Here is a 16,378-nt window from a genome sequence, read left to right as displayed (position 1 = left end):
CGCCGGAGCAGCAGTTCCAGCGCCTTTTTGTTAGGGGCAAATGATGCTTGCGGGATTAAAAACCTACATTATTGGTGCTGGGATCGGCGGACTGGCTTTGGCCCGCGTGCTGGCGTTGCGGGGCGCGGATGTGACCGTGCTGGAGCAGGCTGGCGAGATCAAAGAGGTAGGTGCGGGGCTACAGATTTCGCCCAATGGGCTGGCCGTCTTGCGCGCCATGGGGCTTGAGCCGCAACTTGTGAAAAGCGGGGCTGTTCTGGCGGATACAGTCCGGCTTATGGACTATCGCGGCGGAGAGGTTCTAAAGCTTGATCTGACGCAGATGTCGCCGCAGAAATACTACTTTGTGCATCGGGCCGAGCTCATCTCGCTGTTGGCGGAGGGCGCGCGCGCGGCAGGTGCAAAAATCCAGCTTTTGCAAAAGGTTGAACACGTTGAAGACGGCTGCCCTGCGGCTGTTGTTTTGCACAGTGGCGCGCGACGAGAGGCCGATCTGATTATCGGAGCCGATGGCGTGCATTCTGTCGTACGCCCAGCACTCAACGGAGCGAGTGCACCCTTCTTTACAGGCAATGCTGCGTGGCGGGCTGTTGTGCCCAATGTTTGGATGCGGCAGAGCGATGTGCAAGTCCATATGGGGCCGCGGCGGCATTTGGTGAGCTATCCCGTGATGGGGGGCAAAATGCTTAATCTGGTGGCTGTTGAGGAGCAGCGCGACTGGCTTGAGGAAAGCTGGACGCTCGCGGACGAGCCTGCCAATTTGCGGGCGGCATTTACGGATTTTGCGCCTGTGGTGCAGGAGATGCTGGGGGCTGTGGAAGAGGTTCGGCTGTGGGGCTTGTTCCGCCATGAGGTTGCCCCGCGCTGGCATGGGCAGGGGCTTGCGCTTTTGGGCGATGCTGCGCATCCGACATTGCCGTTTCTGGCGCAGGGCGCGGTTATGGCGTTGGAGGATGCTTGGGCTATGGGTGTGGCTTTGGATGGCGGGGGGGGCCTTGAGCAAGGTCTTGGAGACTATCAGCTATGGCGGCGCGATCGTGCTGCGAGAGTGATCAAAACTGCCACGGGAAACGCATGGAAATACCACCTCGGATTTGGCCCGCTGCGCTTTGCGGCGCATACTGCTTTGAGGCTGGGCGGAGCGCTTGCGCCTAGGCGGATGCTTGGCCAGTTTGACTGGCTCTATGGCTATGACATCACCCAAGATAGGCCACCTGAAAGAGCGCGTTAACTTTTGGAAAATCGCTGATTCTAGGGGGGTGAAAAGCGTGCACAATGCGTGCACAACCCGTGCACCGCCTGAACAGTTTTTGGAAACGCACAAAAAAGCCGCCGTTCGTTACTTAAGCGAACGGCGGCTTCATTTTTGGGGCCGATTATTTAAGGATTGAGCGGCCTGCATATTGCGCGGACTCGCCGAGCGCCTCTTCGATGCGGATCAGTTGGTTGTATTTTGCCAACCGGTCTGAGCGTGCGAGAGAGCCTGTTTTGATCTGACCACAGTTTGTTGCGACTGCGAGGTCGGCGATCGTTGCATCCTCGGTCTCGCCAGAGCGGTGCGACATCACGTTGGTCATGCGGGCGCGGTGCGCCATGTCAACGGCCTTGAGTGTCTCCGAAAGCGTGCCGATCTGGTTCACTTTGACCAGCATTGAGTTGGCACAGCCTTGTTCGATACCCATGGCGAGGCGCTCTGGGTTTGTGACGAAGAGGTCGTCACCGACGAGTTGGACCGTGTCGCCGAGCTTGTCTGTGAGCGCTTTCCAGCCCTCCCAGTCGTCTTCAGAGCAGCCGTCTTCAATCGAGATGATCGGATAGTCGGCGCAGAGGGCGGCGAGGTAGTCGACGTTTTCGGCGGGTGTGAGCGATTTGCCTTCGCCTTTGAGCTCGTATTTTCCGTCTTTGAAATACTCTGTCGCGGCGCAGTCGAGGGCGAGGTAAATGTCTTCGCCTGCTTTGTAGCCTGCTTTTTCGATCGACTTCAGGATAAAGTCGAGGGCTTCGCGGGCGGAGGCGATGTTGGGCGCAAAGCCTCCTTCATCGCCGATGCCTGTTGAGAGACCAGCGGCTGTCAGCTCTTTCTTAAGTGTGTGGAAAACCTCTGCACCCATGCGGATCGCGTCGCGTATGTTTTCTGCGCTGACGGGCATGATCATGAATTCTTGGATGTCGATCGGGTTGTCTGCGTGCTCACCACCGTTGATGATGTTCATCATTGGGACGGGAAGCGTGCGGGCAGATGTGCCGCCAACGTAGCGGAAAAGCGGCTGGGAGCAGAAATCAGCTGCGGCTTTGGCGACGGCGAGGGAAACGCCGAGGATCGCGTTTGCGCCGAGGCGGGATTTGTTAGGCGTTCCGTCCAGCTCGATCATGACAGCGTCGAGCAGTTCCTGTTCGGTGGCGTCCATGCCGATGAGCGCTTCGGCGATTTCACCGTTTACAGAAGCGCAGGCCTCAAGCACGCCTTTGCCCATGTAGCGGCTTGCGTCGCCATCGCGCTTTTCGGAGGCTTCATAGGCGCCTGTTGAGGCTCCTGAGGGGACAGCGGCACGGCCCAGTGTGCCGTCTTCCAATACCACATCGACTTCGACTGTTGGGTTGCCACGGCTGTCGAGGATTTCGCGTGCGTGGATGTCGATGATGATGCTCATGGGGCGCTCTTTCGTCTCAAATGTAAGGTTGAGACGGGTTGTAGGCGCTTGAGCTATGAGCGCAAGGACGATAGCGCCAACATGAAGGATTATGCCGTGGCTGAGGCCTCACGAGCCATTGCACGGGCCAGTTTGCGCTCGCGCAGGAAGGTATAAAGGCCAGATGCGATGATCAGGGCTGAGCCAAGGTATGTCAGTGCGTCGGGGGATTCGCCAAAAATCCACGCGCCAAGAATGATTGAGAAGAGCAGACGCGTGTAGCGGAACGGCATGATGGCGGAGGCTTCGCCCATGCGCATGGCTGTGACGATGAGGTAGTAGCCGATGACGCCAAAGGCCACGGCTGCACCAAGTGAGAGCGCTTCTGTCCCTGTGACCGCCTCGGGCCAGCCTGTTATTGCCATGAGCAGGGGGCTTGAGACCACGAGGGCGAAAAAGCCGTAAAAGGAGACAACCGTTGAGGATGTTTCTGTGGGGATCAGGCGCGTAAGCAGATCGCGCGCGGCGATGGTGAAGACGGTGATGACCACAAAGAGGGATGCGGGGTCAAACCCCGCCATGCCGGGACGGATGATGATCAGCACGCCAAGGAACCCGACCATGATCGCGCTCCAGCGCCGCCAGCCAACTTGTTCGCCAAGAAAAAGCGCGGCGCCAAGGGTAATTGCCAGCGGGGTGGCTTGAAAGACCGCTGCCACTGTCGTGATCGGAACCAGCGACAGCGAGGTGATGAAGAAGAGGGCTGCAACGGATTCGGACGCGGTGCGCCAAAAGAGGGGCCATGAGAAGTGTCGCTTTGCAAAAACATTGACCCGTTGGCGCAGGGCCACAAGGAAGAAAACCAACGCGCCGCCAAGGCCGAGCAACAGCATGATCTGCCCTTTGGGGACCGAGCCGGAAAGATGCTTGATGAAACTGTCTTCAATCGAAAAAGCCGCCATCGCCGCTGTGATGAAGAGAATGCCGCGCAGGTTGTTCATGGGATGTGCGTCCGTAAGGGTTACGGGCCGTGCATCACGGAAAGCGGAGGTCTGTGCAAGCTCTTTCGCTTGTTAACGAGTTGTGGAGTTTGTTTTAAAAGAGCGGGATCAGGGCTTTTTGAGCGGTACGCCGTAAAGCTCAAGGCGGTGGCCCTTGAGGGTGTAGCCGAGCTTTTGGGCGATACGCTCTTGCAGAGCTTCGATTTCCTCATCGACGAATTCGATCACTTCGCCTGAATTGAGATCAATCAGGTGGTCATGGTGCTCACGCTCAGCATCTTCATAGCGGGCACGACCATCCCCGAACTCAAGCTTGTCCAGAATGCCAGCCTCGTCAAAAAGCTTTACTGTGCGATAGACTGTGGCGATCGAAATCCCTGAATCGAGGGCTACGGCGCGGGCGTAGAGCTCTTCGACATCGGGGTGGTCATCAGAATCTTGCAGCACAGCCGCGATGATGCGGCGCTGGCCTGTCATGCGCAGGCCTTTGGCTTCGCAACGGGAGGTGATTGTATCGGTCATGGCGTGGCTCATCAAAGGGTGACGTGGGTTTAGCCGAGCTCTGGGCTTTTGGCCAGTGGTAAGGGGGAGAGCGTGAGCTGACCTTGCATGGTTTTGACGGCTTGGCCTGCGATTGTGACACTGCCGTCGCGGGCTTGTAGCCCGATGCGCGAGGGGCGGCCCATATCTGAACCTTGTAGGACTGTGAAGGCGACAGGGGCACTGCTCAGTCTGGCTAGAAACGCGCCAAGGGCTGCGCAAGCGGAGCCTGTGGCGGGGTCTTCGGCGATATTGTCTAAGGGGGCGAACATGCGCGCATGCAAGGTCTCGCCGTCTTGCCAATAGGCGAATTGGGCAAAGTCGAGTGCGCCTTTGTAGACGGCTGCGCCTTCGCGGAAGGCTTCGGTATCGGGTGAGCAGGCGGCGAGCGCGGCGCGGCTTGTCAGCTCTGTGAGGGTGAAGGGCAGGCCGACAGAGGCGAGCGTGGGCGCGTGGTTGTCGAGACAGATTGCGCTTTCGGGCAGCCCGAGTGCGCGGGCGACAAGGGCAGGCGATGGCTGGCCCAGAATGTCGAGCGGCACGGCGGTGTCAAAGCTGGCCTCTGTGGGCGTGGCGCGGGCTGTCAAAGGGCCGACGCCAAGGGCAAGGCGCATGGCGGGGCCGTGGCCCTGTTGGGCAAGAGCGATGGCTGCGCCTATCGTCGGGTGACCTGCGAAGGGGATCTCCATTGTTGGGGTGAAGATGCGCAAGCGGGCTGTATCGTTAGGCTCTTCAGGCGGATAGAGAAAGACGGTTTCCGAAAAGTTGAATTCGCGTGCGATCTTTTGCAGCTCTGCTTCGGGCAGGTCTGTGGCGTCGGGGATCACGGCGAGGGGATTGCCTCCAAAGGGCGTGTCTGTGAAGACATCCAGCACGATGTAGTCTGTCATGAAAAAGGCTCCGCTCTGCTGGCTGAAGCCTAGCATGGGGGCGGGGCGCGGGCCAAGCGTTTGGGCTCTTGACCTTGGGGCTGCCGCCTGAGCAGATGGCGCGATGGAACGTAAATCACATATGGATCTGGCGGGCGCTGTGGCGCTGACTGTTTTTGCGGTTGTGCTGGGGCTCAATCAAGTTGTGATCAAGCTCAGCAACGGGGGCTTTCAGCCCATTTTCATGGCGGGGTTGCGCTCGGCATGCGCCTTTCTCGTGATTCTGGCGTGGATGCGCTATCGCGGGGTGCATCATGGGATACGGCGCGATCTGCTTTTCCCGGGGCTTGTGCTGGGCTTGCTCTTTACCTTTGAATTTGTCTGTCTGTATTTGGCACTGGATTACACAACAGTGTCGCGGGCCTCGATTATTTTCTATTCGATGCCGGTTTGGCTCACGCTTGTGGCACATTTTCTGCTGCCCGGGGAGCAGATGCGCGCACCGCGTGCGCTTGGCCTTGCGCTGGCGATGGCGGGTGTGATCTGGGTTTTGGCGAAGCCTTATGAGGGCGCGGAAGCAAGCCTGTTTGGCGATCTTCTGGCGCTGGGCGCAGCACTTGGCTGGGGCGGGATCGCCCTGTTTTTAAGGCTTCACCCTGTGTCGCAAGAGCGCCCAGAAGTTCAGCTTTTGTGGCAGCTCGGCGTGTCTATGCTCCTGTTGTTTGCGCTTGCCCCGCTGTTTGGTCCGCTGACGCGTGATCTGGCGCCGATCCATTGGGCGGGTCTTGCGTTTCAGGTGCTGGCTGTGGCGAGCTTTGGCTATCTGTTCTGGTTTATGCTGCTCAAGATTTATCCAGCGTCGGGCGTGGCCTCGTTCAGCTTTTTGTCGCCCGTCTGCGGCGTTGCGCTCGGCTGGCTTGTATTGGGCGAGGAAATCGGCCCCGAGATCATCGGCGGGCTGTGTCTTGTTGCTGTTGGGCTTGTCTTGATCAACCGTAGGCCGCGCATTCCACGCTAGCGCGTGCGGGTCATCAGAATGTAATTTTCGCGCGCTTCAAAGCCTGCGCGCTTGTAGAGCCGCTGGGCGGTTTCATTGTTGCGTTCGACCTCTAGGTGCAGGGCCTTGATGCCGTGATCCTTGAGGGCGGGGAGCAGGGTTGTGAGCACTTCATGGCCCATGCCGCGGCCGCGGACTTTCTCGCGAATGAAAAATTCATCAATGAAGCCTTCGATGCCGCCAAGCTCGACGGAATACCCGAGCGTGATGATGATATAGCCGACAGGCGCTTTGCGCGGGCCAGCGAGATAGATCATCCCGTGTGGAATGCCCTCAAGGAGTGGCATCAGGGCGGCTTGGCGCTTTTCGTCTGACAAAGTGATGCCATGGTGGGCGTGAAAGCCCTCGACCAGTGGCAGGAGTTTCTCCATGTCATCAGGGCGAGCGAGGTGCAGCAGCTTCATAGGCGGGCCAGTCTTTCTGTGAGCAGGGCGAAGAAGCCCTCTGCGTTGATCTGTCCCATGAAGGTGCAATTGGGCGCGCGGTCTGTGACGCGCCACCAATCGGCGACAGTCATGCCAAGCGTGAGCTCTGATTGGGTTTCGATTTCGACGTTGACCGAGCGGCCTGTGAAGAGCTCAGGCTGCAAGAGATAAGCTGTCACGCAGGGGTCGTGCAGGGGCGCGCCGAGAGATCCGTACTTTTCGCGATCATAGCGCTCGAAGAACTCTGTCATCTCGGCAACGGCGACCCCGACAGCTGAGCCTATGGCGCGAAACGCGTCGTTGCGGTCTTTGGTGACAAGAGCCTTGTGGGTCACGTCCAGCGGCATGACTGTAATGGGAGCGCCAGATTTAAAAACAATATCAGCTGCTTCCGGATCAACGTAAATGTTGAATTCAGCGGCGGGAGTGATGTTGCCGACCTCGAAATATGCGCCGCCCATCAGCACGATCTCTTGCACGCGGCTGACAATATCGGGCGCTTTCTGGAAGGCGGTTGCGACATTGGTGAGGGGTCCAAGGGGGCAGAGCGTCACTGTTCCGATGGGCTCCGCGCGCAGGGTATTGATAATGAAATCAACGGCATGATCGTCTTGCAAGGGCATCTTTGGATCTGGCAGGACTGGACCATCGAGGCCTGTTTTGCCGTGAACATGCTCGGCTGTGACAAGCTTGCGCATCAAGGGCGCGTTGCAACCCGCGAAGACTTTAACATCAGGTTTGCCTGCCAACTCACAGATTATGCGCGCATTTTTCTCCGTTAGATGTAGTGGCACATTGCCTGCAACACAGGTAATTCCGAGCACATCGAGCTCTTTGGGGCTGGCCAGCGCCAATAGGATTGCGACCGCGTCGTCTTGGCCTGGATCTGTATCAATGATGATTTTACGCACGCTTTGAGCCTCTTTGAGTTTGGGCGACCTTGGCAACAGTTGTGCGTGCTGTCCAGCCAAGCGTTGCATAAGGGCCGAAACTGGCGGACAGTTACGGGGTAAAAAATAAAGAGGTGGCAGATGGTTCGTAAACTTTACCTGCATGCGGGGGCGCACCGTACGGGGACGTCCAGTTTCCAGCTCTGTCTTGCGGCCAATCGCCAGCAGCTCGAAACGGAGGGGTATGACCTCGCTTATCCCGGACGCGACGGCGCGCCAGAGGGACATTTGCACTTGCGACTTCCCAAGCCGAGCCATGGCGAGGACCAGCACGGTGCTTTTGTGGGTAAAGTTACGCGCGCGCTCAAGAAGCATGTGAGCGGCGAGGACCAGCCCCTTGTCTTGTCAGAAGAAAACCTGCTCGGGCTGATCATTCATTTCTTTTCTGGGCGTCTCTACCCTGCACGGCGAAAGCGGCTACGTGTGTTTCGCGACGAGCTTGAAGCGGTGGGCGCGGAGGCGGAGCATATCCTGCTGATAGTACGGCCCTATGGGGACCTGTTTGTCTCGGGGTTTCGCAAACATGCCGAGGATAATGCGGTGGAGCCGTTTGAGACCCATGCAGAGGCGATGGCCGCGTTTCGTGGCGGCTGGCCTGAGGCTGTGAAGGCTTTGCAGAACGTTTTGAAGCCAAAAAGCATGACTGTGGTTGAGTATGGCGCGCGTGGAACGAGTTCTGAGCTTTTGGTGCGGCTGCTTGGGGCTGAGGCGGGCGCATATGTGGAACCTGAATATGATCTTAATGTCAGTGCGACAGATGCGGCGCTTGAGCATTTGCAGGGTATTTATCAGGCGGGAAAAGTGCTTGAGCGGGAAGACTGGCAGGCCGTGATTACCGAGTTTGCTGAGCACGGCGAGGACCGTGGCTTTGCACGCTTCTCAGAGGCGCAATCAGAGGCGCTGGCGACACGCTATCGAGACGACCTTGCGCTGATCGGGAGCATGGAGGGCGTCACGCTTAGAGCGTGAGGCGCGTGATGTAAAAAAGGCGCTCCCGAAGGAGCGCCTCAGTGGTTTGACGACCAAGGGACTAGCCGTCAAAATCAACCGTTTCTGTGAGCTTGAGCGCTTCGTCACGCAGGCGGGCGAGGTCCATCAGATTGACAGGATCGGCCGTAAAGCTGCCCCAGCTTTCGACCAGAGGATCGGCCACTGTGCCGGGTGCGATTGGGTATTCGAAATTGTCTTTTGCATAGATTTCCTGTGCCGCGGGAGAGGTAAGAAACTCCATCATTTTCAACGCATTGTCTTTGTTTGGTGCGGCTTTTGTCATGGCAACGCCGGAGATGTTTACATGCGTGCCTGCGCCTTCAAAGACAGGAAAAACGATGTTGATGCTATCCGCCCATTCCTTTTGTTCAGGGTCCGCAAGCATCTGGCCCATATAGTAGGTGTTGCCGATGGCGATGTCGCATTCTCCAGCCCAGATCGCTTTGACTTGGGCGCGGTCATTGCCTTGGGGTTTGCGGGCGAGGTTTGCTTTGACGCCTTCAAGCCAAGCTTTTGCGCCCTCTTCGCCGTGATGATAGATCGCTGCGGAGGTGAGGGCGACATTGTAGGCGTTGGTTCCCGAGCGCGTGCAAATGCGCCCCTTCCACTTTGGATCGGCCAGGTCCTCATAGGTTGTCACTTCGCCCTCTGCGACGCGCTCTTTGCTTGCGTAGACGATGCGAGCGCGGGTTGTGAGGCCCCACCAATGGCCCTCCGGGTCATGGTAGATCGCGGGGACATTGGCTGTGAGCGCGTCGCTTGTGACGGGCTGAGTGAGGCCCGCTTCCACGGCGGCATTCAGGCGCGAAATATCGACTGTGAAGATAAGATCGGCAGGGGAGCGCTTGCCCTCGGCTTGCAGGCGTTCGACCATGCCTTTTTCAAGGTAGGCGACGTTTACGGCGATGCCTGTCTCGGCGGTGAAGGCGTCTGTCAGTGGCTTGATCAGCTCTGGCTGGCGATAGGAGTAGATATTCACTTCTTCCGCGAGCGCGGGTGCGGGTGCGGCCATGGCGAAGGCTGCGATGCTGAAAGCAAATTTGGGCAGGGGGGTCATGTGAGTCTCCGTTTCTGATGAAGCGGTTTTATCCTGAGTCTTTTTGTCGGGTCAATACCTGAATTTTTATATCAGGTATTATTTTGCTCACGTTCTTCTTCTTTTGCAGTGGTCCAGAGCGCGTCCATCTCGGCAAGGGTGCTGTCTTCGGGGCGCTTGCCGCGCGCCGCGAGCAGGGCTTCGACGCGGCCAAAGCGGCGCTCGAACTTGGCATTGGCCGCGCGGAGAGCGGCCTCTGGTTCAACGCCAAGGTGCCGACCCAAGTTGGCCATCACAAACATAAGGTCACCGTATTCCTCCAGGATGTGCTCTTGGTCTACTTCAGCCTGCGCCTCGACAAGTTCCCGGGATTCCTCAAGAATTTTGTCGAGAACTTCGCGGGCGCTTGGCCAGTCAAAGCCAACGCGGGCGGCGCGCTTTTGCAGCTTGTGGGCGCGCAAGAGCGCGGGCAAGCCCAGGGCGACGCCGTCGAGTGTGCCTTTTTCGGCTTTGTCCGCGCGCTCGGCCGCTTTGATGGCTTCCCAGTCGCGGGTCTGTTGTTCGGCGGATTTGTTGCGCGATTCTGCACCAAAAACATGTGGATGCCGCGTGACCATCTTATCCGACATTGTGTCAGCGACATCATCAAGACTAAAGAGTCCCGCTTCCTCGGCCATCTGGGCGTGAAAGACGGACTGGAACAGGAGATCACCAAGCTCACCTTTGAGCTCGTCCCATGCCTCTCGCTCAATCGCGTCAGCGACCTCATAGGCCTCCTCGATGGTATAGGGGGCGATGGTGGCGAAAGTCTGTTCGATATCCCACGGACAGCCTGTTTCGGGGTCGCGCAAGGCGCGCATGATCGCGCGGAGGCGCGGGAGGCCGCCATTGGGAGTGTGAATGAGCGTGTCGTCAGCCATTGCCTATGCCTTCTCTTCGGTGTTGAGTGCTAGGGTATCTGAGCGGACAGGAGGCGCAAGACATGGCGGTGATAAATCGGATTGCGGGCTTTGCCGAAGAAATGGCGGGCTGGCGGCGGCATATTCATATGCACCCAGAGCTGGCGCTGGACTGTCACGAGACGGCGGCCTTTGTGGTCAAGCGGCTGCGCGAGTTTGGTGTAGACGAGATCCATGAGGGCATCGCGAAGACGGGCGTTGTTGCCATTATCAACGGTCAGGGTGTTGGGCCTTGCACAGGGCTGCGCGCGGATATGGACGCGCTGCCGATGCAGGAAGAGACGGGGGCCGAGTGGGCCAGTAAGGTGGACTGCAAGATGCACGCTTGCGGCCATGACGGGCACACGGCGATGCTGCTTGGTGCAGCGAAATATCTGAGTGAGACGCGCAATTTTAAGGGACGTGTCGCGCTGATTTTCCAGCCTGCGGAAGAGGCGATTGGCGGCGGGCGCATCATGGTCGAAGAGGGCATGATGGAGCGCTTCGGGATTGATGAGGTCTATGCCATTCACACCGATCCATTTGCGCAGGCGGGTGAGCTGCGCACCTGCGCGGGGCCGATTATGGCTGCGGTGGATGAATGGGAGATCACTGTGAAAGGTGTGGGTGGGCATGCTGCCTATCCACACGCATGCAAAGACCCAATGATTGCGGCGATGCAGACGGGGCTTGCGCTTCAGACCATTGTGGCGCGCAATGCGAACCCGATTGATCCCATTGTGGTTTCGGTGACGCAGTTTCATGGCGGCACTGCGAGCAATATCATTGCCGACGAAGTTAAGCTGAGCGGGACCGTGCGCACCTTTAGCGAGACAAACCGTGACCTTGCCGAGCGGCGGATTGGCGAGATTGCGCGGGCACAGGCGGAGAGTTTTGAGATGTCTGCGGAGGTGGTTTACGAGCGCAGCTACCCCGCGACGGTTAATCACGCGGCACAGGTTGAGAAATCTGCCAAAGTGGCGCGCGAGGTTGTGGGCGATGACATGGTGATTACCGTTCTGCCGCCAGAGATGGGCGCGGAGGATTTCTCCTATATGCTCAATGAGAGGCCCGGGGCGTTTTACTTTTTGGGCCAAGGGCTTGGCCCGTCTGTGCACCACCCTGAATTTGACTTTAACGACGAGGTAGCCCCGATTGGCGCTTCGTTTTTTGCGCGTCTGATTGAGACGCTGCATAGATAAGGAGACGACCGATGGCTGTGATCAACCGTATTGCGGGGCTTGCTGACGAGATGAAGGCATGGCGGCGGCATATTCATATGAACCCCGAATTGGGGCGTGAGTGCCATGAGACGGCGGCTTTTGTTGTGGAGCGATTGAAGGAATTTGGCGTCGATGAGATCACCACAGGCTGGGCCGAGAGTGGTGTTGTGGCCGTGATCAACGGGCAGGGCGAGGGACCAGCGATTGGTCTGCGTGCGGATATGGATGCGCTTCCGATGGAGGAGATCACGGGGCTGGAATACGCCAGTAAGATCCCCGGCAAGATGCACGCCTGCGGCCATGACGGGCACACAGCGATGCTACTTGGTGCTGCAAGATATCTCAGCGAGACACGGAACTTTGCTGGCAAGGCTGTGCTTATTTTCCAGCCGGACGAGGAGTTGTCTGGTGGTGGCGAGGCCATGGTCAAGGAAGGTATGATGGAGCGTTTCGGGATTGATGAGGTCTATGCGATCCACAATGGGCCGGGGCTTGAAGCCGGAATTATCGGTACGGTTGCAGGGCCGATCATGGCGGCGGTCGACAGTTTTTATATCGACATTCAGGGCAAGGGCGGGCACGGGGCCATGCCGCACGAGAGCGTTGACCCTGTGGTGGCGGCTGTGGCCACGGTGCAGGCGATCCAGACCATTGTGAGCCGAAACAATGACGCGCAGGAGCGGCTTGTCGTCTCTGTGACGCAGATCAACACGGGAACAGCGACGAATATTATCCCTGACAGTGCAAGGGTTTGCGGGACGGTGCGCACGTTTGACCCTCATGTGCGCGACATGGTGGAAAAGCGTATGGGCGAGATTGTTGCGGGGCAGGCGGCGAGCTTTGGCGTTGACTCCGTGCTGCAATATGATCGCGGCTACCCTGCGACTGTGAATGACGCTGGCAAGACCGCTTTTGCCGCCGATGTGGCGCGTGAGATTGTCGGGGAAGCCAATGTTACGGACGATGCCAAGCCGATGATGGCGGCAGAAGATTTCTCCTACATGTTGGAGCAGCGGCCTGGGGTTTATGCTTTTGTCGGCAACGGCGAAGGGGCGATGGTTCATCACCCCGCCTATGACTTTAATGACGGGATTGCGCCGATCGGAGCATCGTTTCTCGCGCGGCTGGTTGAGAAGGCTGCACCGCTGAGCTAAGGCCTGCGAAAGCGAATGGAGAGACGACATGGCACTGGAAGACAGCAAAAATTATGTGGACGAGGCGTTTACACGCACTTCTGACCGCGGCGTGAGCTTTGAAAACAGCTTTGGCGGGGCGCTTTCGTTTTTGCGCCGCCGTTACACCAAGGATTTGGCGGGCGCGGACATTGCTGTCACGGGCGTCCCGTTTGACCAAGCGGTGACCAACCGCCCAGGGACGCGGCTCGGCCCCCGCGCCATTCGTGAGGCGAGCACGTTGCAAAGCCCCGATGCGCCTTATGGTTGGGGGTATAACCCGCTGGATGAGATGAATATTGTTGATTATGGCGATCTGGCGTTTGATTACGCCAATATCCCTGCCTTTCCTGAGGCGCTTACGGCCCATATCAGGGGCATTCTTGCGGGTGGCGCAGCCAGCGTCACGCTGGGGGGGGATCACTACATAAGCTTCCCTATTCTCAAGGCCTATGCAGCGAAATACGGCCCTATTTCGCTGATCCAGTTTGATGCGCATACCGATACTTGGGCAGATGACGACATGAGCCGTGTGGATCACGGCACGATGTTTTACAAAGCGGTCAAGAGCGGGATTGTCGACCCGAAGACCTCTGTGCAGATCGGTATTCGGACAACGAATGAAGACACGCTGGGCGTCAATATCATTGATGCGCGCGAGGTTCATGCGATCGGGTCTGCGGCCGTCGCTGCCAAAGCGCGCGAGATTGTTGGTGCGCGGCCCGTTTACCTCAGCTTTGACATTGACGGGCTCGATCCTGCCTTTGCGCCGGGCACAGGGACACCTGTTTGGGGTGGGCTGAGCTCGGCTCAGGCGTCTCATATTCTGCGCGATTTGGCGGGTGTGAATATTGTGGGCGGGGATATTGTCGAAGTTTCACCGCCGTTTGACACGAACGGGGCCACCGCGATTGCGGGGGCGCATGTGGCGATGGAGATCATCTGTTTGCTCGGCTGGAACAAGCTTGGCAAAGCGTAATCCGGCCTTGGCGGTATTATTTGGAGCAAAAACAGAGGGATGGGGCGTATTAGCTGGCTTTTCTTGGGAGCGCTTCTGCTTGTTTTGGGCTTTGCGGCCTATGTGCGGCTAGCGCCGCAGGATGCGGAGCGCTGGCGGCTTACAGGGCCTATGGCGGCCCTTGGCGATCATGCTGAGGTGGGCGGTTTTCGTGCGGTGCGCGCTTATGAGGGCAATTGGGCCGCGGTGGATGCTGTCCTGCTTTCAACGCCGCGCACACAGGCGCTAGGGGGTTGGGACGACCAGCGGCTTTATGTGACCCGTTCGGCCCTTTGGGGCTTTCCTGATTATAGCACAGTGCGGCTTGCTGACGGCCAAATCGAGACCTACGGGCGCCTGCGGTTTGGCAAATCAGACCTAGGAGTCAATCAGGCTCGCATTCGCAACTGGCTCACTGATCTGAAGCTGTGAGCTCATGCAGCCATCCGATGTTTCGCGCCACATCGGAACGTTGAGCGACATCTGGCACTGGGCGGTAAACATACGACCGCCAACCTGAAGGCAGATGCTTTCTCCAAGCTCGACGCGTGCGCCTGAGGTATCTGTGCAGTAACAATCAATCACTTTGCCGCCGATGTTTTGATCGGAAAAAGCGGGGGCCGCGAGGGCCATAAGGAAGATGGCAAGGCGCGTCATGGGGCAAGTATAGCATTAAGTCGGCGCTTGACCAAGCGGGCTGAATACCGCACATCGGAGCCATGGTTCCTTCAGAGCGTTTAGAACAGATCATTCAGCGTTTCCAATTCCTTGAGGCCAAGATGGCCGAAGGGGGAGGGGACATTGCGGCTTTGGCCAAAGAATATTCCGATCTGCGCCCTGTGGTGGAGGAGATCGAAAGCTACCGCACACTGCTTGCGGATTTGGCCGAGGCCAAGGAGATGCTCGCTGACCCTGAAATGAAGGCGCTGGCGGAAGAAGAGCTGCCCGCTTTGCGGGCGCGTTTGCCAGAGGCTGAGGCGGCTTTGCAGCTTTCGCTTTTGCCCAAGGATTCTGCGGATGGGCGCCCGGCGCTGATTGAAATCCGACCCGGGACGGGCGGAGACGAGGCGGCGCTTTTTGCAGGCGACTTGCTACGTATGTATCAGCGCTATTCGGAGGCGCGCGGCTGGAAATTCGAGATCCTTGAAGAGAGCGTGAGCGAGCTTGGCGGGGTCAAGGAGGCTGTTGTGCGTGTGGCTGGGCAAGATGTGTTTGCACGGCTGAAGTTTGAGAGTGGCGTGCACCGTGTGCAGCGCGTGCCCGAAACGGAAAGTGGCGGACGTATACACACCTCGGCTGCCACAGTGGCTGTTTTGCCTGAGGCGGAAGACGTCGACATCGTCATCAACACCAATGACATTCGGATAGACACAATGCGCGCAAGTGGCGCGGGCGGGCAGCATGTGAACACGACCGACTCGGCAGTGCGCATCACTCACATTCCTAGCGGTCTGGTTGTGACCTCTTCAGAGAAGAGCCAGCACCGCAACCGAGAGATTGCCATGCAAGTCCTCAAAACAAGGCTGTTTGATCTGGAGCGTCAGAAAGTCCATGACGAACGCAGCGCCAGCCGTGCCGAGCAGGTTGGTTCGGGCGACCGCTCAGAGCGGATCAGAACTTACAATTTCCCGCAGGGGCGGATGACGGATCATCGTATTGGATTGACGCTGTACAGCCTTGGGGCTGTGATGCAGGGCGATCTTGATGAAACGATTGATGCGCTGATCGCGGACCATCAATCGCGACTTCTTGCGGAGATGAACGGGTGAGCGGAGCCACTGTGACTGCGGCGCTGCGCGCGGGTGGCAAGGCGCTTTCGGACGCAGGGATCGAGGGCGGTGCACGTGATCTGCGCCTTTTGATGGCACATGTTCTCGGCATTGAAGCGGCGCGGATGACGCTGTATTTGCAAGATGAGTTGCCAGCCGCGGCCGCGGCGGCCTTTGAGGCGCTTGTGGTGCGGCGCATGGCGCGTGAACCTGTCTCACATCTCATTGGGCGCCGTGCCTTCTTTGGGCGCGCATTTAGCGTCACTGCCGATGTGCTCGATCCGCGCCCTGAGACGGAGGCTCTTGTTCTGGCTGCGCTGGAGCGACCGTTTGAGCGGGTTCTTGATCTGGGCACAGGCTCGGGGTGTATTTTGCTCACGCTGCTCTGTGAACAGTCCAGCGCGCGCGGGGTTGGAGCTGATCTTTCGGCGGCTGCGCTTGAGATTTTTGCATTGAACCGAGCGGCGTTTGGTCTTGAGGCGCGTGCGGGCAGCTGTCTTTCAGATTGGTATGAAGGGCTTTCACAGGCGCGTGGGCCTTACGATCTGATCGTGTCAAACCCGCCTTATATTGCGCTTGAGGAAATGGCCGCCCTTGCACCAGAGCTTGGCTATGAGCCACGGATGGCGCTGACGGATGAGGCGGACGGGCTGAGCGCCTATCGTAAGATTTGTGAGCGCGCGGTTGAGTTCCTTGCGCCAGGCGGGCGTTTGATTGTGGAAATCGGCCCGACACAGGGCGCGGATGTGGCCGCACTGATGGGCGCGGTGGGGCTTGAGGG

18 protein-coding genes are annotated in these 16,378 nt (G+C 58.5%); 9 read left to right on the top strand and 9 right to left on the bottom strand.

What is annotated here, in order from left to right; translation table 11 throughout:
• Positions 1-43: 43 nt before the first annotated feature.
• The gene (locus P8O11_RS12115; RefSeq protein WP_367186887.1) at positions 44-1,231 is read left to right on the top strand and encodes an FAD-dependent monooxygenase; all 1,188 of its coding nucleotides are present in this window, start codon (positions 44-46) and stop codon (positions 1,229-1,231) included.
• Between the two features lie 145 nt (positions 1,232-1,376).
• On the opposite strand, the gene eno is transcribed toward P8O11_RS12115, so the two are convergent.
• The 4 genes from eno to P8O11_RS12095 all read right to left on the bottom strand — a co-directional run bounded on the left by eno (position 1,377) and on the right by P8O11_RS12095 (position 5,061).
• Positions 1,377-2,651 carry a phosphopyruvate hydratase gene (gene eno / locus P8O11_RS12110; RefSeq protein ID WP_273496502.1) on the bottom strand — a complete coding sequence of 425 codons (1,275 nt, stop codon included), beginning with the start codon at positions 2,649-2,651 and terminating at the stop codon, positions 1,377-1,379.
• Positions 2,652-2,740: 89 nt separating this feature from the next.
• Positions 2,741-3,631 carry a DMT family transporter gene (locus P8O11_RS12105; protein WP_089890091.1) on the bottom strand — a complete coding sequence of 297 codons (891 nt, stop codon included), beginning with the start codon at positions 3,629-3,631 and terminating at the stop codon, positions 2,741-2,743.
• Positions 3,632-3,739: 108 nt separating this feature from the next.
• Complete coding sequence (locus tag P8O11_RS12100; protein ID WP_089890116.1) at positions 3,740-4,153, bottom strand: Fur family transcriptional regulator; 414 nt, start codon at positions 4,151-4,153, stop codon at positions 3,740-3,742.
• A gap of 29 nt (positions 4,154-4,182) precedes the next feature.
• Entirely contained in the window at positions 4,183-5,061 is an 879-nt protein-coding gene (locus P8O11_RS12095) for a PhzF family phenazine biosynthesis protein (protein ID WP_300294511.1), read from the bottom strand.
• Between the two features lie 103 nt (positions 5,062-5,164).
• Between P8O11_RS12095 and P8O11_RS12090 the strand changes: the two genes are divergently transcribed.
• Complete coding sequence (locus P8O11_RS12090) at positions 5,165-6,058, top strand: DMT family transporter (RefSeq protein ID WP_300294510.1); 894 nt, start codon at positions 5,165-5,167, stop codon at positions 6,056-6,058.
• Here P8O11_RS12090 and P8O11_RS12085 read toward each other — a convergent pair.
• Both P8O11_RS12085 and P8O11_RS12080 read right to left on the bottom strand, forming a co-directional pair.
• On the bottom strand, positions 6,055-6,501 hold the full coding sequence (locus P8O11_RS12085; protein ID WP_089890122.1) for an N-acetyltransferase: 447 nt from the start codon (positions 6,499-6,501) through the stop codon (positions 6,055-6,057). The two genes, P8O11_RS12090 and P8O11_RS12085, sit on opposite strands and share 4 nt — an antisense overlap.
• Positions 6,498-7,433 carry a nucleoside hydrolase gene (locus tag P8O11_RS12080; protein WP_300294507.1) on the bottom strand — a complete coding sequence of 312 codons (936 nt, stop codon included), beginning with the start codon at positions 7,431-7,433 and terminating at the stop codon, positions 6,498-6,500. Before P8O11_RS12080 ends, P8O11_RS12085 begins: the two co-directional genes overlap by 4 nt.
• A gap of 120 nt (positions 7,434-7,553) precedes the next feature.
• Between P8O11_RS12080 and P8O11_RS12075 the strand changes: the two genes are divergently transcribed.
• Positions 7,554-8,441 carry a hypothetical protein gene (locus P8O11_RS12075; RefSeq protein ID WP_300294505.1) on the top strand — a complete coding sequence of 296 codons (888 nt, stop codon included), beginning with the start codon at positions 7,554-7,556 and terminating at the stop codon, positions 8,439-8,441.
• A gap of 61 nt (positions 8,442-8,502) precedes the next feature.
• Here P8O11_RS12075 and P8O11_RS12070 read toward each other — a convergent pair whose 3' ends face one another.
• A complete protein-coding gene (locus tag P8O11_RS12070; RefSeq protein ID WP_300294503.1) occupies positions 8,503-9,519 on the bottom strand; it encodes a Fe(3+) ABC transporter substrate-binding protein in 1,017 nt (338 codons plus the stop codon).
• A gap of 71 nt (positions 9,520-9,590) precedes the next feature.
• A complete protein-coding gene (gene mazG / locus P8O11_RS12065; protein ID WP_300294501.1) occupies positions 9,591-10,418 on the bottom strand; it encodes a nucleoside triphosphate pyrophosphohydrolase in 828 nt (275 codons plus the stop codon).
• A gap of 62 nt (positions 10,419-10,480) precedes the next feature.
• Between mazG and P8O11_RS12060 the strand changes: the two genes are divergently transcribed.
• The 4 genes from P8O11_RS12060 to P8O11_RS12045 are packed head-to-tail and all read left to right on the top strand — an operon-like array spanning position 10,481 to position 14,260.
• Complete coding sequence (locus P8O11_RS12060; protein ID WP_300294500.1) at positions 10,481-11,638, top strand: M20 aminoacylase family protein; 1,158 nt, start codon at positions 10,481-10,483, stop codon at positions 11,636-11,638.
• 11 nt (positions 11,639-11,649) lie between these two features.
• Positions 11,650-12,813 (top strand): M20 aminoacylase family protein, encoded by a 1,164-nt coding sequence (locus tag P8O11_RS12055; RefSeq protein WP_300294498.1) that lies wholly within the window; start codon positions 11,650-11,652, stop codon positions 12,811-12,813.
• A 28-nt stretch (positions 12,814-12,841) separates the two neighbouring features.
• Positions 12,842-13,810 carry an agmatinase gene (gene speB, locus P8O11_RS12050; RefSeq protein WP_300294496.1) on the top strand — a complete coding sequence of 323 codons (969 nt, stop codon included), beginning with the start codon at positions 12,842-12,844 and terminating at the stop codon, positions 13,808-13,810.
• Positions 13,811-13,849: 39 nt separating this feature from the next.
• On the top strand, positions 13,850-14,260 hold the full coding sequence (locus P8O11_RS12045; protein WP_300294494.1) for a DUF1499 domain-containing protein: 411 nt from the start codon (positions 13,850-13,852) through the stop codon (positions 14,258-14,260).
• Here P8O11_RS12045 and P8O11_RS12040 read toward each other — a convergent pair.
• Positions 14,207-14,485 (bottom strand): hypothetical protein, encoded by a 279-nt coding sequence (locus P8O11_RS12040; protein ID WP_300294492.1) that lies wholly within the window; start codon positions 14,483-14,485, stop codon positions 14,207-14,209. The genes P8O11_RS12045 and P8O11_RS12040 overlap by 54 nt on opposite strands.
• 62 nt (positions 14,486-14,547) lie before the next feature.
• Here P8O11_RS12040 and prfA point away from each other — a divergent pair, with 62 nt between their 5' ends.
• Together prfA and prmC are read left to right on the top strand one after the other, a co-directional pair.
• Positions 14,548-15,597: a peptide chain release factor 1 gene (gene prfA / locus P8O11_RS12035; protein ID WP_089890149.1), complete on the top strand. Its 1,050-nt coding sequence runs from the start codon at positions 14,548-14,550 to the stop codon at positions 15,595-15,597.
• A partial coding sequence (gene prmC, locus P8O11_RS12030; protein WP_300294489.1) for a peptide chain release factor N(5)-glutamine methyltransferase occupies positions 15,594-16,378 on the top strand: 785 nt, incomplete at its 3' end. The genes prfA and prmC, both read left to right, overlap by 4 nt.

This window comes from Lentibacter sp., from assembly GCF_029254145.1.
Taxonomy (GTDB): Bacteria; Pseudomonadota; Alphaproteobacteria; order Rhodobacterales; family Rhodobacteraceae; genus Lentibacter.
This window is presented reverse-complemented; position numbering and strand designations above follow the sequence as displayed.